This is a genomic window from Bacillus arachidis (assembly GCF_030285945.1).
GTDB classification, from domain to species: domain Bacteria; phylum Bacillota; class Bacilli; order Bacillales; family Bacillaceae_G; genus Bacillus_A; species Bacillus_A arachidis.
The window spans coordinates 4,338,396-4,352,991 of the sequence record NZ_CP127376.1 but is presented as its reverse complement, the minus strand read 5'-3'; the positions used below and the strand labels follow the sequence as shown (position 1 = coordinate 4,352,991).

Genomic DNA, 14,596 nt, shown 5'->3' with positions numbered 1-14,596 from the left:
TAAAGAAAAGAGTGAAAAATAGGAAAAGGCGGGAAGTAGATGGGCGCATATGAAAAGATGGTGGAAATGGTGAAGAATTGGGATCCTTTTCAAATGGGACCGGAATTTTATGAAACAGAAGCAAGTGATGTTGTGTACGTGGTAAGTGCGTTTGACGATCCGAAGTATATTGCGAAAAAAATCCAGCATATTTATTTCATGTCTTTTGAAGAAGTACCATCTATTGAGAAATGTGAGAAATTAGCAGAGGAATTACTCATATTAAAAGAAGGTGGAAGTTGTTCATTGTAGGCTGTCGGGTGTTCCGACAGCCTTTGCTTTTGTAGTAATTTTGATGTTGTATATCGTGGAATGATTGATATAGTAGTTGAAGCCGCCGATATATGGATGTTACTGTGCTGAAAATGCCACGATTTCTTCGTATACATGCTGTGGCTTCTCTTCTGGCAATAAGTGTCCAGCATTTTCGTATGAAATAAATGTAGAGTTTGGTAAGTCTTCGTGTAACCGTTGCCCAACATGAACGGGAACAACACGGTCTTTTTCACCCCAAATAAGCAAGGTAGGCGTTTCAATTTTACGTAATTCAGCTGAAGATAAATCACCTTCTCGGTCCCGGATCATTCGAGTTAAAGCTGGGAAAATACGGTTATCATAAAAAGGAGCAGAGTAGCCTTCCATCATTTCATCATCAATTAAAGAGTGATCATAAACGACATTCATTAAATTATGAACAATACCTCTTCGTATAATCCAATTTTTTACGTATAAATGGAAGAACGGTAAATAGGAAGAATAGATGAGCGGGAACTTTGCCCTTGTTAAGTAGCTTGAGCTACATAGTAAGATTGTTTTTGTAATTAAATCAGGGCGTATATGATTGACATAGAGTGAGATTTGTCCGCCCATTGAATGCCCAACTAGCACAATATTTTGCAATGCTAAATGTTCCACTAAATCGATAATTATAGTTGCTAGATTATGATAGGAATATGTAAAGTGATTTGACTTATCACTTTTTCCAAATGGCGGTAAATCAAGAGCTACAACAGTTCCTTCTTTTGCAAGCAGTGGGATGAGTCGTCGGTAACTAAATGAGGACGATAAAAAACCGTGAACGAGTACGAAAGTTGGCCTATCCTCTTTACTTTGGTATTCATACAACTCGTAATGAACGGTAGTGCCGCGAGTGGAAAAAGTGAAGTAAGGATGTTTTGTCTCATGGTTCATTTTTTTTCACTCCATTGATTTTTTTCATATTATTTCCTAGTAGAAAAAAGTTTATGTTGGTAAAAAAAGGCAAGATGGAGGGCCATCTTGCCTTTTTTATCCACGTACAATATTTGGAGGTGTCTTTCCTTGTAATCCAGCAACTAGATTTTCGGCAGCTGTCATTGCCATTTTGTGTCTCGTTTTTAATGTCGCAGATCCGATGTGCGGCAGCGTAACGACGTTTGTTAACGATAATAACGGATTATCTTTTTCCACTGGTTCTTGTGTGAACGTATCAATGCCAGCTGCAAAGATTTTCTTTTGTTTCAGTGCATCAATTAATGCATTTTCATCGACTGTTTTCCCGCGGGAAGCATTAATGAAAATAGCTGTTTCTTTCATTAATGAAAATTCCTTCTCGCCGATAAGATGGTATGTTTCCTCTGTTAAAGGGGTTAGAAGAACAATGAAATCTGATTGCGCTAGTAATGTGTTTAAATCACAGTACGTCGCTTCGAATTTTTGTTCAGTGTCTTCTTTACGGCGACGATTATAGTAAAGAACATTCATATCAAACCCGAATTTGGCACGTTTAGCAACAGCCTCTCCAATTCGGCCCATGCCAATAATTCCAATTGTACTATGATGTACATCCATTCCGAAATGCTCCTTTGTAATTTCGGAATTCCAATTACCATCTTTTACATAAGAATCAAGCTCACATACGCGGCGTCCCGCTGATAACATAAGAGCGAAAACAAGGTCGGCTACTGTATCATCTAATACATATGGGGTATTCGTACCAATCACATTTTTGCCCCGCATCGCTTCTAAATCAAAATTATCATAGCCAACAGAAATATTGCTCACAACTTTTAGTTGGGGAGCTGCTTGCAATAATTCCTCATCAATTTTTGCACCAAAGTTAAGTAAACCATGCTTATCTTTTACTTTTTCTAATAGAACTTCACGAGGTATCTTCTCATTACTATCCCATTTTTCATATTCACAATGCTCAGAGATATATGTTTCTACAGACTTTGGAACGCGTTCAGCAATATATACTTTTGGTTTCACGGTTTCAGCCCCTTTTTCTTTTTCCCCGCTTTAACGAGCCGTAAAATCCACACCTAAATAGTTAGAGAGCAGTGAAGAAGAAAGGTGAAAACAGGCTATCCGTTAAAGCACAATTGGTGATGGTTAATAATCAGCGATAGATGAAGAAAATTTCTACTGATTAAAGTTTCACTCTATTTTTACATAATTCTCTAAAAAAATCTTCTTTTCAAATATAAAAGGAAGGAGGAAGAATATGATGACTGAAAAAATTAGAATTATTAGCTTGTCTTGAAAAGACAGTCGTTTATCCGTAGAAACTTTAGCGAAAATGTTAAATGTAGAAATAGAAGGAGTAAAAGAAATGGTGGAGAAGTTAGAGAGAGAAAAAATTATTGTTCACTATGTTACACATATAGATTGGAAAAAAGTAAAAGGACATAGAGGTTTGTAGAAAATAAAAAAAGGACAAAACAGAATATGTTTTGTCCATAAAAGGGGGGGAATACTAGAAAGCCATGTGTTAGTATTCTATCCCAATATTTGAAAATTATACTTACTTGAGGAAAGTTTTTCATGAATTTTGAATGAAACGAGAGCTAGTGGTATAATTTACTAATATAAAGTGAAACTTTTCTCAGCGAGGGAGATTTATCTTTTTACTGAGAATGAGCTTTCACTAATCGGATATTTATGAATAGTTGCATCTACTGATCTTTTCGGTTTTCTCGGTGGATGTCTTGCTACCTGCAAATAGCAGGGAAAATGGTAAGCGTATAGGAGTGTTTCATATGTCAGAACAATACACAACAGGAGTGGTTGTGAAAGGGAAAGTGACTGGAATTCAAGATTACGGTGCGTTTGTAGCATTGGACGCCGAAACGCAAGGACTTGTACATATATCTGAAATTACAAATGGATATGTAAAGGATATTCATGACTTTTTAAAGGTCGGAGATATGGTAGAAGTAAAAGTACTTTCAATTGATGAAGAACACAAAAAAATGAGTTTATCGTTAAAAGCAGCAAAGCGAAAGCAAGGAAGAATTATCGTACCCAAACCATCTGATAAAGGGTTCAATACGCTTCGCGAAAAGTTAACAGAGTGGATTGAAGAATCACAGTTAACAAAATAAAAGAGGATCGCTAAATCAGCGATCCTCTTTTATTTTGTTATGATATATATTAGCAAATATGATTGCATGCAATCATATTCGTATGTCGGATGGGAAGTGCGGAGCCATGTTTTATTATCGAACTTCGCGTGTTTCTGGGTGTGTTCCAAGGTTTTCGGATGGTTTAAACAATAAACCAAGGTTAATAAGCCCAGAAATACCAACAATACCGTAAATGATTCGTGCAAGTGCGGAACCTTGCCCACCGAAGATAGCTGCTACTAAATCAAATTGAAAGAATCCAATAAGTCCCCAGTTGACGGCACCGATGATAGTGAATACTAATGCAATACGTTGTAAAGTACTCATCTTGAATAGTCCTCCTTAAATTTGAAGCATAAGCAAGCCTTTAGTATTCGCGAGTAATAAGAATCCACCTATATGAAATTGGTGGGTATAAAGCGAAATCCGAAAATGGGAGTACGCATTATACAACTTAACTCTCTTATAGAATGACTCTCCTTTGTTGTTTTTATACATAAAAAATTTTCATTATAGGATGTGTATACATCCATACTAAGGAATACGAATTTTTATGCGAAAAATGAACTTTTTTTAAAAAATAAATATTGGTTACGTTTACAATTCTTCAATTGCTTGATTTACAACTTCAGTTTCGCTAAAGTGAATACAGAAGTACATATACATAATTGGAGGGAAAAAGATGAGCACACATGTAACGTTCGATTATTCTAAAGCGTTATCGTTCATCAGTGAACGTGAACTAACTTATTTACGTGATGCAGTAAAAGTATCGCACCATGCAATCCATGAACAAACTGGGGCTGGGAACGATTTCCTTGGGTGGGTAGAGCTTCCACTTCAATACGACAAAGAAGAATTTGCTCGCATTCAAAAATGTGCTGAGAAAATTAAAAGTGACTCTGACATTTTACTTGTTGTAGGTATTGGTGGTTCTTACTTAGGAGCACGCGCAGCAATTGAAATGTTAAATCATTCTTTCTACAATATACTTTCTAAAGAACAACGCAAAACTCCACAAGTGCTATTTGTTGGGCAAAACATTAGCTCCACTTACATGAAAGATTTAATGGATGTATTAGAAGGTAAAGATTTCTCCATTAACGTTATTTCTAAATCAGGTACAACAACAGAACCTGCAATTGCATTCCGCATTTTCCGTAAATTATTAGAAGAGAAATATGGAAAAGAAGAAGCACGTAAACGTATTTATGCAACAACTGATAAAGCGCGTGGTGCTTTAAAAACATTAGCTGATGAAGAAGGATACGAAACATTTGTAATTCCAGATGATGTTGGCGGTCGTTTCTCTGTATTAACACCAGTTGGTTTATTACCAATTGCAGTGAGTGGTTTAAATATTGAAGAGATGATGCAAGGTGCAGCTGCTGGGCACGATGACTTTGCGAAATCTGAGCTGGAAGAAAATCCTGCTTACCAATATGCAGTTGTGCGTAATGCTTTATATAACAAAGGTAAAACAATTGAAATGCTTGTTAACTACGAGCCGGCGCTTCAATACTTTGCTGAGTGGTGGAAACAGTTATTTGGTGAAAGTGAAGGGAAAGACCAAAAAGGTATTTTCCCATCTTCAGCAAACTTCTCAACTGACTTACATTCATTAGGTCAATACATTCAAGAAGGACGTCGCGATCTATTTGAAACAGTTCTGAAAGTAGGGAAAGCTACACATGAACTAAAAATCGAATTAGACGAGAACGATTTAGATGGTTTAAACTACCTTGCTGGTGAAACAGTAGACTTCGTAAACACAAAAGCATACGAAGGTACATTACTTGCACATAGCGATGGCGGTGTACCAAACTTAATCGTAAACATTCCAGAATTAAATGAGTACACATTCGGTTACCTTGTATACTTCTTCGAAAAAGCGTGTGCGATGAGCGGCTACTTATTAGGCGTAAATCCATTTGACCAACCAGGTGTAGAAGCATACAAGAAAAACATGTTTGCTCTTCTTGGAAAACCAGGATTCGAAGAACTAAAAGCAGAATTAGAAGAGCGTTTGAAATAAGAAAAGCGAAGCCACCGACCACTCTAGCCATTGTAGCTGGATAAAAAAGCGAAAAAAGCTGTTGGGATAATCCCCACAGTTTTTTTTATTGGAAAAATCGGGATGGGGCTTGTCGAATCACTGATATATCATGCAAGAACAAAGAAGAATCGGGTATGCTAAGGGAAAAGTTTAGGAAGGATGAATAGCTTGATTCCAATTCAATCAAATTTAGAAGGTCATACATATGCCCTTTTTAAATTAGAAGAAACATTAAAACCGCTTGGTTATAGCATTGGTGGCAATTGGGGTTACGACAAAGGGTGCTTTGATTATAAAATAGATGAGGAAGAGGGATATCAATTTTTAAGAGTACCATTTACAGCAACGGAAGGAGAGCTAGATGTGCCTGGAGTAGTAGTTCGCCTTGGCACGCCGTATCTTCTTTCGCATGTATATCAAGACGAACTGGATGATCAAGTAAATACATTAGCAGCTGGAGTAAGTGGAGTAGATCAATTCGCAGAGCCACAAGATGCAGATGGAAATATAAAAAGAAAATACATTGATATCGGAAAAGCTTTAGTAAAAGAGCTGGAAAAGCATCTTATTCATGTTTAATTACGATAAATATGTCGCTTTCAATAATAATGAAGGAGCGGACGGGATTGATGTGATATTGTTCATCCCGCTGCACACCTAGCAATAGGACGTCTTGTTTTAAAAGCAGGCCACTGCAAGCTTCGAAAGTTTTTCCGATATAAACTGTAGGAGCATTCATCAGTTGTAATTTATTTTCCGAGATTTCATTATAAAGTGTAAATAATACACCTGAAATGGAAGGGAATAAAAGAGATGCAGTAAAGACGTAGCTTGTTAATTTATTTCCTTCTATAATTTCTGTTGCCCCCGCTCTACTCGCATTTTGAACTTGTTCAGAAGTGAGTATTTCAGCGATACAGTGGATATTTGGATTCAGTCCTTTAGCGGTTAAAATGTTTAAAATAGATTGTGTGTCAGCTAAGTTTTCATTTTTCTCTTTATCTGCCGTGATTAAAATAGTTTGGGCTGTTCGAACATTTGCTTTTAGTAAAGTTTGATCATGATGTGGACAGCCTTTAATAAACTCTAAGTGATGGAAAGATTTCGGAAGCAAAGAAAGGGTTTCATCGATGAGTACGATATCAAGCTTCGGTTCTAGTACATGCATTTGGCTTACGACTTGTTTGGCACGTTCATTCCAGCCGACAATTATCATATGTCCATGGCAGGAAGCTGCTTCTTCACCTTTAATTTTCATATACTGCTTACTAATCATTTCGGTGGCGAATAACACCATATAATAGGAGCAGAAACCTGTTCCTAATAAAATGAGAAGCATGCCTGTAAGTTTTCCTATAGGTGTGTGCGGGACGTAATCGCCGTAACCGACAGTAAAAGTTGTAACAAGTGCCCACCAGATTCCATCAAACCATGTAGAAAAATAAGTGGGTTCAAATTTATATATGAGAAGACCAAAAACAGTAATTAGTATGATAATGAAGCTAATTAAGCGGAAAATAATGGAGTCACGAAATACATCTACTAGATTAGTGCGTGATTTCAAATTTATATTCCTCCTCACCTTGTATAGCTACATTGTTACCATTATGAAAAAAAGAAAAACTCTCTATTTTGTAAGAGAGTTTTTTAGTGGTTCATCAGAAACGCTATATACTTTCAACTTCTGTTTGTTGTACACTTTCTAAATGTTGCAACGCATAATAGACGTCAGCTGTATGTCTTTTTTGATCAACAGACAGTTTTAGTTGTAAAAAGTGCGATCCGTTTTCTAATGTTTTGAGTTTCATATTTTTAACTTTTATATCCATCGCTTTTATTTCTTCAATAACAATAGGTATATTGTTCATATTACTTACAACAAGTTTGACAGCGATATCTCGCTGCCTGAGTGACCTAGGACCTAAAATCTTCATTGTTAATGGAATGAGTTCGACGCTAATCATAAGAAAACACATGCCGAAAATTGCTTCAAGATAAAAACCAGCTCCCACAGCAATCCCAATGCCTGATGCTCCCCAAATCATAGCGGCAGTAGTTAAGCCCGCGATACTGTCGTTTCCTCTTCTTAAAATGACACCAGCGCCTAGAAAACCAATTCCTGAAACAATTTGAGCTGCAAGGCGAAGAGGGTCCATGTTGATATGATCTGTATGAGGTAAGTTATAGGCAGATTTAATAGAGACAATAGTAAGGAGACAGCTAATAATTGAAATGACTAAGCAAGTTTTTAAACCAAGTGGTTTTCTTTTTAATTCGCGTTCTAAACCGATAGCAAATCCTAAAATAGCAGAGAGACCTAGTTTGATTAATAAATCGGTATAGTCCATATGTACTCCTCCTTGTAAGTGGGTTTACTGTAAAGGCAATGATAACGTTAAGAAGAAACGTTTTTCTTAATAAATGAAATTTCCATCAGCGGGTATGGTACTTCCTGCACAATGAAATTCTTTTTGTAAAGAATGATAGATAGTAATGAAGCCGATTATGGTAAAAAAGATATGAATGAAGTGGGGAATAAAAAGGCATTTTATTTAAGTATATGGCGTAAATAAAGAAACTTGGCTATTTTTTATAAAAAAGTTTTAAAAGGGTGTTGCATTTCATTTTTCTACATGCTATATTAATAACCGTCGCTGATGCGAGACAGCAGAAAGCGAAAAAAAGAAATAAAAAACTTTGTTGACATCGAAAAACGAAGGTGTTAACATAAGGGAGTCGCAAATGAGCGGCGAACAAGTTCTTTGAAAACTGAACGAAACAAACAACGTGAAACGTCAATTTTTATTTTAGATGCTAGACAAACTAACTTTATTGGAGAGTTTGATCCTGGCTCAGGATGAACGCTGGCGGCGTGCCTAATACATGCAAGTCGAGCGAACTGATTAAGAGCTTGCTCTTATGAAGTTAGCGGCGGACGGGTGAGTAACACGTGGGTAACCTGCCCATAAGACTGGGATAACTCCGGGAAACCGGGGCTAATACCGGATAACATTTTGCACCGCATGGTGCGAAATTGAAAGGCGGCTTCGGCTGTCACTTATGGATGGACCCGCGTCGCATTAGCTAGTTGGTGAGGTAACGGCTCACCAAGGCAACGATGCGTAGCCGACCTGAGAGGGTGATCGGCCACACTGGGACTGAGACACGGCCCAGACTCCTACGGGAGGCAGCAGTAGGGAATCTTCCGCAATGGACGAAAGTCTGACGGAGCAACGCCGCGTGAGTGATGAAGGCTTTCGGGTCGTAAAACTCTGTTGTTAGGGAAGAACAAGTGCTAGTTGAATAAGCTGGCACCTTGACGGTACCTAACCAGAAAGCCACGGCTAACTACGTGCCAGCAGCCGCGGTAATACGTAGGTGGCAAGCGTTATCCGGAATTATTGGGCGTAAAGCGCGCGCAGGTGGTTTCTTAAGTCTGATGTGAAAGCCCACGGCTCAACCGTGGAGGGTCATTGGAAACTGGGAGACTTGAGTGCAGAAGAGGAAAGTGGAATTCCATGTGTAGCGGTGAAATGCGTAGAGATATGGAGGAACACCAGTGGCGAAGGCGACTTTCTGGTCTGTAACTGACACTGAGGCGCGAAAGCGTGGGGAGCAAACAGGATTAGATACCCTGGTAGTCCACGCCGTAAACGATGAGTGCTAAGTGTTAGAGGGTTTCCGCCCTTTAGTGCTGAAGTTAACGCATTAAGCACTCCGCCTGGGGAGTACGGCCGCAAGGCTGAAACTCAAAGGAATTGACGGGGGCCCGCACAAGCGGTGGAGCATGTGGTTTAATTCGAAGCAACGCGAAGAACCTTACCAGGTCTTGACATCCTCTGACAACCCTAGAGATAGGGCTTCCCCTTCGGGGGCAGAGTGACAGGTGGTGCATGGTTGTCGTCAGCTCGTGTCGTGAGATGTTGGGTTAAGTCCCGCAACGAGCGCAACCCTTGATCTTAGTTGCCATCATTAAGTTGGGCACTCTAAGGTGACTGCCGGTGACAAACCGGAGGAAGGTGGGGATGACGTCAAATCATCATGCCCCTTATGACCTGGGCTACACACGTGCTACAATGGACGGTACAAAGAGCTGCAAGACCGCGAGGTGGAGCTAATCTCATAAAACCGTTCTCAGTTCGGATTGTAGGCTGCAACTCGCCTACATGAAGCTGGAATCGCTAGTAATCGCGGATCAGCATGCCGCGGTGAATACGTTCCCGGGCCTTGTACACACCGCCCGTCACACCACGAGAGTTTGTAACACCCGAAGTCGGTGGGGTAACCTTTTGGAGCCAGCCGCCTAAGGTGGGACAGATGATTGGGGTGAAGTCGTAACAAGGTAGCCGTATCGGAAGGTGCGGCTGGATCACCTCCTTTCTATGGAGAATTGATGAACGCTGTTCATCAATATAAGTTTCCGTGTTTCGTTTTGTTCAGTTTTGAGAGAACTATCTCTCAGAAATAAATGTATGTTCTTTGAAAACTAGATAACAGTGTAGCTCATATTTTTTAATTTTAGTTTGGTTAAGTTAGAAAGGGCGCACGGTGGATGCCTTGACACTAGGAGTCGATGAAGGACGGGACTAACGCCGATATGCTTCGGGGAGCTGTAAGTAAGCTTTGATCCGAAGATTTCCGAATGGGGAAACCCACCATACGTAATGGTATGGTATCCTTATCTGAATACATAGGGTAAGGAAGACAGACCCAGGGAACTGAAACATCTAAGTACCTGGAGGAAGAGAAAGCAAATGCGATTTCCTGAGTAGCGGCGAGCGAAACGGAATCTAGCCCAAACCAAGAGGCTTGCCTCTTGGGGTTGTAGGACATTCTATACGGAGTTACAAAGGAACGAGGTAGACGAAGCAGTCTGGAAAGGCTCGTCACAGAGGGTAACAACCCCGTAGTCGAAACTTCGTTCTCTCTTGAATGTATCCTGAGTACGGCGGAACACGTGAAATTCCGTCGGAATCCGGGAGGACCATCTCCCAAGGCTAAATACTCCCTAGTGATCGATAGTGAACCAGTACCGTGAGGGAAAGGTGAAAAGCACCCCGGAAGGGGAGTGAAAGAGATCCTGAAACCGTGTGCCTACAAATAGTCAGAGCCCGTTAACGGGTGATGGCGTGCCTTTTGTAGAATGAACCGGCGAGTTACGATCCCGTGCGAGGTTAAGCTGAAGAGGCGGAGCCGTAGCGAAAGCGAGTCTGAATAGGGCGTTTAGTACGTGGTCGTAGACCCGAAACCAGGTGATCTACCCATGTCCAGGGTGAAGTTCAGGTAACACTGAATGGAGGCCCGAACCCACGCACGTTGAAAAGTGCGGGGATGAGGTGTGGGTAGCGGAGAAATTCCAATCGAACCTGGAGATAGCTGGTTCTCCCCGAAATAGCTTTAGGGCTAGCCTCAAGTGTTAGAGTCTTGGAGGTAGAGCACTGATTGGACTAGGGGTCCTCATCGGATTACCGAATTCAGTCAAACTCCGAATGCCAATGACTTATCCTTGGGAGTCAGACTGCGAGTGATAAGATCCGTAGTCAAAAGGGAAACAGCCCAGACCGCCAGCTAAGGTCCCAAAGTGTGTATTAAGTGGAAAAGGATGTGGAGTTGCTTAGACAACTAGGATGTTGGCTTAGAAGCAGCCACCATTTAAAGAGTGCGTAATAGCTCACTAGTCGAGTGACTCTGCGCCGAAAATGTACCGGGGCTAAATACACCACCGAAGCTGCGGATTGATACTTACGTATCAGTGGTAGGGGAGCGTTCTAAGGACAGTGAAGTCAGACCGGAAGGACTGGTGGAGTGCTTAGAAGTGAGAATGCCGGTATGAGTAGCGAAAGACGGGTGAGAATCCCGTCCACCGAATGCCTAAGGTTTCCTGAGGAAGGCTCGTCCGCTCAGGGTTAGTCAGGACCTAAGCCGAGGCCGACAGGCGTAGGCGATGGACAACAGGTTGATATTCCTGTACCACCTCTTTATCGTTTGAGCAATGGAGGGACGCAGAAGGATAGAAGAAGCGTGCGATTGGTTGTGCACGTCCAAGCAGTTAGGCTGATAAGTAGGCAAATCCGCTTATCGTGAAGGCTGAGCTGTGATGGGGAAGCTCCTTATGGAGCGAAGTCTTTGATTCCCCGCTGCCAAGAAAAGCTTCTAGCGAGATAAAAGGTGCCTGTACCGCAAACCGACACAGGTAGGCGAGGAGAGAATCCTAAGGTGAGCGAGAGAACTCTGGTTAAGGAACTCGGCAAAATGACCCCGTAACTTCGGGAGAAGGGGTGCTTTCTTAACGGAAAGCCGCAGTGAATAGGCCCAAGCGACTGTTTAGCAAAAACACAGGTCTCTGCGAAGCCGTAAGGCGAAGTATAGGGGCTGACACCTGCCCGGTGCTGGAAGGTTAAGGAGAGGGGTTAGCGCAAGCGAAGCTCTGAACTGAAGCCCCAGTAAACGGCGGCCGTAACTATAACGGTCCTAAGGTAGCGAAATTCCTTGTCGGGTAAGTTCCGACCCGCACGAAAGGTGTAACGATTTGGGCACTGTCTCAACCAGAGACTCGGTGAAATTATAGTACCTGTGAAGATGCAGGTTACCCGCGACAGGACGGAAAGACCCCGTGGAGCTTTACTGTAGCCTGATATTGAATTTTGGTACAGCTTGTACAGGATAGGCGGGAGCCTTTGAAGCCGGAGCGCTAGCTTCGGTGGAGGCGCTGGTGGGATACCGCCCTGGCTGTATTGAAATTCTAACCTACGGGTCTTATCGACCCGGGAGACAGTGTCAGGTGGGCAGTTTGACTGGGGCGGTCGCCTCCTAAAGTGTAACGGAGGCGCCCAAAGGTTCCCTCAGAATGGTTGGAAATCATTCGTAGAGTGCAAAGGCATAAGGGAGCTTGACTGCGAGACCTACAAGTCGAGCAGGGACGAAAGTCGGGCTTAGTGATCCGGTGGTTCCGCATGGAAGGGCCATCGCTCAACGGATAAAAGCTACCCCGGGGATAACAGGCTTATCTCCCCCAAGAGTCCACATCGACGGGGAGGTTTGGCACCTCGATGTCGGCTCATCGCATCCTGGGGCTGTAGTCGGTCCCAAGGGTTGGGCTGTTCGCCCATTAAAGCGGTACGCGAGCTGGGTTCAGAACGTCGTGAGACAGTTCGGTCCCTATCCGTCGTGGGCGTAGGAAATTTGAGAGGAGCTGTCCTTAGTACGAGAGGACCGGGATGGACGCACCGCTGGTGTACCAGTTGTTCTGCCAAGGGCATAGCTGGGTAGCTATGTGCGGAAGGGATAAGTGCTGAAAGCATCTAAGCATGAAGCCCCCCTCAAGATGAGATTTCCCATAGCGTAAGCTAGTAAGATCCCTGAAAGATGATCAGGTTGATAGGTTCGAGGTGGAAGCATGGTGACATGTGGAGCTGACGAATACTAATAGATCGAGGACTTAACCATATAATATGAAGCAAACGTTATCTAGTTTTGAGAGAACATAAAAAAACTTGTTGACATTTTAAATGAATCAAGTATAATAATGATTGTCTCAAATGAATAAAGTCTGGTAATGATGGCAGAGAGGTCACACCCGTTCCCATACCGAACACGGAAGTTAAGCTCTCTAGCGCCGATGGTAGTTGGGGCCTTGCCCCTGTGAGAGTAGGACGTTGCCAGGCAAATGGAGGATTAGCTCAGCTGGGAGAGCACCTGCCTTACAAGCAGGGGGTCGGCGGTTCGATCCCGTCATCCTCCACCATATGCCGGCTTAGCTCAATTGGTAGAGCAACTGACTTGTAATCAGTAGGTTGGGGGTTCAAGTCCTCTAGCCGGCACCAGTAACTATGGCGGTTGTGGCGAAGTGGTTAACGCACCGGATTGTGGCTCCGGCATTCGTGGGTTCGATTCCCATCAGTCGCCCCATTTTTTTAAAAAGCAAATATAATATGCGGGTGTGGCGGAATTGGCAGACGCACCAGACTTAGGATCTGGCGCCTTTGGCGTGGGGGTTCGACTCCCTTCACCCGCACTTTTAATAAAATATCTCATAACATGTCTTGCGGAAGTAGTTCAGTGGTAGAATACAACCTTGCCAAGGTTGGGGTCGCGGGTTCGAATCCCGTCTTCCGCTCCAATTTTCAATATGACATGCCGGGGTGGCGGAACAGGCAGACGCACAGGACTTAAAATCCTGCGGTGGGTGACCACCGTGCGGGTTCGACCCCCGCCCTCGGCACCATATGCGCCCGTAGCTCAATTGGATAGAGCGTTTGACTACGGATCAAAAGGTTAGGGGTTCGAGTCCTCTCGGGCGCGCTTTTATTAACGGGAAGTGGCTCAGCTTGGTAGAGCACCTGGTTTGGGACCAGGGGGTCGCAGGTTCAAATCCTGTCTTCCCGATATTTTAAACATGGGGCCTTAGCTCAGCTGGGAGAGCGCCTGCCTTGCACGCAGGAGGTCAGCGGTTCGATCCCGCTAGGCTCCACTTATAACTTTATTATGGCGGTGTAGCTCAGCTGGCTAGAGCGTACGGTTCATACCCGTGAGGTCGGGGGTTCGATCCCCTCCGCCGCTACCATAAAGGACCTTTAGCTCAGCTGGTTAGAGCAGACGGCTCATAACCGTCCGGTCGTAGGTTCGAGTCCTACAAGGTCCACCATTTAAAGTAAATACTCTGGAGGTATACCCAAGTCTGGCTGAAGGGATCGGTCTTGAAAACCGACAGGCGGCGAGAGTCGCGCGGGGGTTCGAATCCCTCTACCTCCTCCATTTTTTCAAAAAAGAATATGATATCGTCGCGGGGTGGAGCAGTCTGGTAGCTCGTCGGGCTCATAACCCGAAGGTCGCAGGTTCAAATCCTGTCCCCGCAACCAAATGGTCCCGTGGTGTAGTGGTTAACATGCCTGCCTGTCACGCAGGAGATCGCCGGTTCGACCCCGGTCGGGACCGCCATTTATTTCTGGCTCGGTAGCTCAGTCGGTAGAGCAGAGGACTGAAAATCCTCGTGTCGGCGGTTCGATTCCGTCCCGAGCCACCATTTTGAAATCACAAGCCGGCTTAGCTCAATTGGTAGAGCAACTGACTTGTAATCAGTAGGTTGGGGGTTCAAGTCCTCTAGCCGGCACCACTT

9 protein-coding genes, 16 tRNA genes, 3 rRNA genes and 1 pseudogene are annotated in these 14,596 nt (G+C 43.1%); 24 read left to right on the top strand and 5 right to left on the bottom strand.

Annotated features, from left to right (window positions below):
• Nucleotides 1–39: 39 nt before the first annotated feature.
• The gene (locus QRY57_RS24130) at nucleotides 40–291 is read left to right on the top strand and encodes a DUF1871 family protein (RefSeq protein ID WP_026594257.1); all 252 of its coding nucleotides are present in this window, start codon (nucleotides 40–42) and stop codon (nucleotides 289–291) included.
• A 99-nt stretch (nucleotides 292–390) separates the two neighbouring features.
• Here QRY57_RS24130 and QRY57_RS24125 read toward each other — a convergent pair whose 3' ends face one another.
• On the bottom strand, nucleotides 391–1,230 hold the full coding sequence (locus tag QRY57_RS24125; RefSeq protein WP_286016305.1) for an alpha/beta fold hydrolase: 840 nt from the start codon (nucleotides 1,228–1,230) through the stop codon (nucleotides 391–393).
• A 96-nt stretch (nucleotides 1,231–1,326) separates the two neighbouring features.
• A complete protein-coding gene (locus QRY57_RS24120; protein WP_286016304.1) occupies nucleotides 1,327–2,289 on the bottom strand; it encodes a 2-hydroxyacid dehydrogenase in 963 nt (320 codons plus the stop codon).
• Nucleotides 2,290–2,531: 242 nt separating this feature from the next.
• Between QRY57_RS24120 and QRY57_RS24115 the strand changes: the two are divergent.
• A pseudogene (locus tag QRY57_RS24115) lies at nucleotides 2,532–2,719 on the top strand (Lrp/AsnC family transcriptional regulator); the annotation flags it as partial.
• Nucleotides 2,720–3,059: 340 nt separating this feature from the next.
• Nucleotides 3,060–3,404, top strand: a complete 345-nt coding sequence (yugI, locus tag QRY57_RS24110) for a S1 domain-containing post-transcriptional regulator GSP13 (RefSeq protein WP_026594260.1) — start codon at nucleotides 3,060–3,062, stop codon at nucleotides 3,402–3,404.
• Nucleotides 3,405–3,518: 114 nt separating this feature from the next.
• Here yugI and QRY57_RS24105 read toward each other — a convergent pair whose 3' ends face one another.
• Complete coding sequence (locus QRY57_RS24105; protein WP_026594261.1) at nucleotides 3,519–3,752, bottom strand: DUF378 domain-containing protein; 234 nt, start codon at nucleotides 3,750–3,752, stop codon at nucleotides 3,519–3,521.
• A 355-nt stretch (nucleotides 3,753–4,107) separates the two neighbouring features.
• On the opposite strand from QRY57_RS24105, the gene QRY57_RS24100 reads away from it, so the two are divergent.
• Both QRY57_RS24100 and QRY57_RS24095 read left to right on the top strand, forming a co-directional pair.
• The gene (locus tag QRY57_RS24100; protein WP_286016303.1) at nucleotides 4,108–5,460 is read left to right on the top strand and encodes a glucose-6-phosphate isomerase; all 1,353 of its coding nucleotides are present in this window, start codon (nucleotides 4,108–4,110) and stop codon (nucleotides 5,458–5,460) included.
• Nucleotides 5,461–5,649: 189 nt separating this feature from the next.
• Nucleotides 5,650–6,060 (top strand): YugN-like family protein, encoded by a 411-nt coding sequence (locus tag QRY57_RS24095; protein ID WP_286016302.1) that lies wholly within the window; start codon nucleotides 5,650–5,652, stop codon nucleotides 6,058–6,060.
• Here the strand turns inward: QRY57_RS24095 and QRY57_RS24090 are convergent.
• The gene (locus QRY57_RS24090) at nucleotides 6,047–7,045 is read right to left on the bottom strand and encodes a potassium channel family protein (protein WP_286016301.1); all 999 of its coding nucleotides are present in this window, start codon (nucleotides 7,043–7,045) and stop codon (nucleotides 6,047–6,049) included. The genes QRY57_RS24095 and QRY57_RS24090 overlap by 14 nt on opposite strands.
• 103 nt (nucleotides 7,046–7,148) lie before the next feature.
• Nucleotides 7,149–7,829 carry an MgtC/SapB family protein gene (locus tag QRY57_RS24085; RefSeq protein ID WP_026594265.1) on the bottom strand — a complete coding sequence of 227 codons (681 nt, stop codon included), beginning with the start codon at nucleotides 7,827–7,829 and terminating at the stop codon, nucleotides 7,149–7,151.
• Nucleotides 7,830–8,310: 481 nt separating this feature from the next.
• Here QRY57_RS24085 and QRY57_RS24080 point away from each other — a divergent pair.
• From QRY57_RS24080 to QRY57_RS23990, 19 genes are all read left to right on the top strand, one after another.
• A 16S ribosomal RNA gene (locus QRY57_RS24080) occupies nucleotides 8,311–9,861 on the top strand.
• A 145-nt stretch (nucleotides 9,862–10,006) separates the two neighbouring features.
• A 23S ribosomal RNA gene (locus QRY57_RS24075) occupies nucleotides 10,007–12,927 on the top strand.
• Between the two features lie 102 nt (nucleotides 12,928–13,029).
• Nucleotides 13,030–13,145 (top strand): 5S ribosomal RNA (gene rrf, locus QRY57_RS24070).
• The 16S, 23S and 5S rRNA genes sit together here with 16 tRNA genes alongside, the layout of an rRNA operon.
• 4 nt (nucleotides 13,146–13,149) lie before the next feature.
• Nucleotides 13,150–13,225: transfer RNA gene (locus QRY57_RS24065), tRNA-Val, on the top strand.
• A 3-nt stretch (nucleotides 13,226–13,228) separates the two neighbouring features.
• Nucleotides 13,229–13,304 (top strand) — tRNA-Thr (locus tag QRY57_RS24060).
• Nucleotides 13,305–13,313: 9 nt separating this feature from the next.
• A tRNA-His gene (locus QRY57_RS24055) sits at nucleotides 13,314–13,389 on the top strand.
• 25 nt (nucleotides 13,390–13,414) lie between these two features.
• Nucleotides 13,415–13,495 (top strand) — tRNA-Leu (locus tag QRY57_RS24050).
• Nucleotides 13,496–13,525: 30 nt separating this feature from the next.
• Nucleotides 13,526–13,600 (top strand) — tRNA-Gly (locus tag QRY57_RS24045).
• Between the two features lie 16 nt (nucleotides 13,601–13,616).
• Nucleotides 13,617–13,705: transfer RNA gene (locus QRY57_RS24040), tRNA-Leu, on the top strand.
• A 3-nt stretch (nucleotides 13,706–13,708) separates the two neighbouring features.
• Nucleotides 13,709–13,782, top strand: a tRNA-Arg gene (locus QRY57_RS24035).
• 10 nt (nucleotides 13,783–13,792) lie between these two features.
• Nucleotides 13,793–13,866: transfer RNA gene (locus tag QRY57_RS24030), tRNA-Pro, on the top strand.
• Between the two features lie 12 nt (nucleotides 13,867–13,878).
• Nucleotides 13,879–13,951, top strand: a tRNA-Ala gene (locus QRY57_RS24025).
• Between the two features lie 16 nt (nucleotides 13,952–13,967).
• Nucleotides 13,968–14,044, top strand: a tRNA-Met gene (locus QRY57_RS24020).
• Nucleotides 14,045–14,048: 4 nt separating this feature from the next.
• Nucleotides 14,049–14,125: transfer RNA gene (locus QRY57_RS24015), tRNA-Ile, on the top strand.
• A 17-nt stretch (nucleotides 14,126–14,142) separates the two neighbouring features.
• Nucleotides 14,143–14,235: transfer RNA gene (locus QRY57_RS24010), tRNA-Ser, on the top strand.
• Nucleotides 14,236–14,262: 27 nt separating this feature from the next.
• Nucleotides 14,263–14,339: transfer RNA gene (locus QRY57_RS24005), tRNA-Met, on the top strand.
• A 3-nt stretch (nucleotides 14,340–14,342) separates the two neighbouring features.
• Nucleotides 14,343–14,418: transfer RNA gene (locus tag QRY57_RS24000), tRNA-Asp, on the top strand.
• Between the two features lie 9 nt (nucleotides 14,419–14,427).
• A tRNA-Phe gene (locus tag QRY57_RS23995) sits at nucleotides 14,428–14,503 on the top strand.
• A 14-nt stretch (nucleotides 14,504–14,517) separates the two neighbouring features.
• A tRNA-Thr gene (locus QRY57_RS23990) sits at nucleotides 14,518–14,593 on the top strand.
• Nucleotides 14,594–14,596: the final 3 nt, after the last annotated feature.

Coding starts and splice junctions, on each gene's coding strand:
- QRY57_RS24130 (WP_026594257.1), top strand. CDS start 40: ATGGGCGCATATGAAAAGATGGTGGAAATGGTGAAGAATTGGGATCCT.
- QRY57_RS24125 (WP_286016305.1), bottom strand. CDS start 1,230: ATGAACCATGAGACAAAACATCCTTACTTCACTTTTTCCACTCGCGGC.
- yugI (WP_026594260.1), top strand. CDS start 3,060: ATGTCAGAACAATACACAACAGGAGTGGTTGTGAAAGGGAAAGTGACT.
- QRY57_RS24105 (WP_026594261.1), bottom strand. CDS start 3,752: ATGAGTACTTTACAACGTATTGCATTAGTATTCACTATCATCGGTGCC.
- QRY57_RS24100 (WP_286016303.1), top strand. CDS start 4,108: ATGAGCACACATGTAACGTTCGATTATTCTAAAGCGTTATCGTTCATC.
- QRY57_RS24085 (WP_026594265.1), bottom strand. CDS start 7,829: ATGGACTATACCGATTTATTAATCAAACTAGGTCTCTCTGCTATTTTA.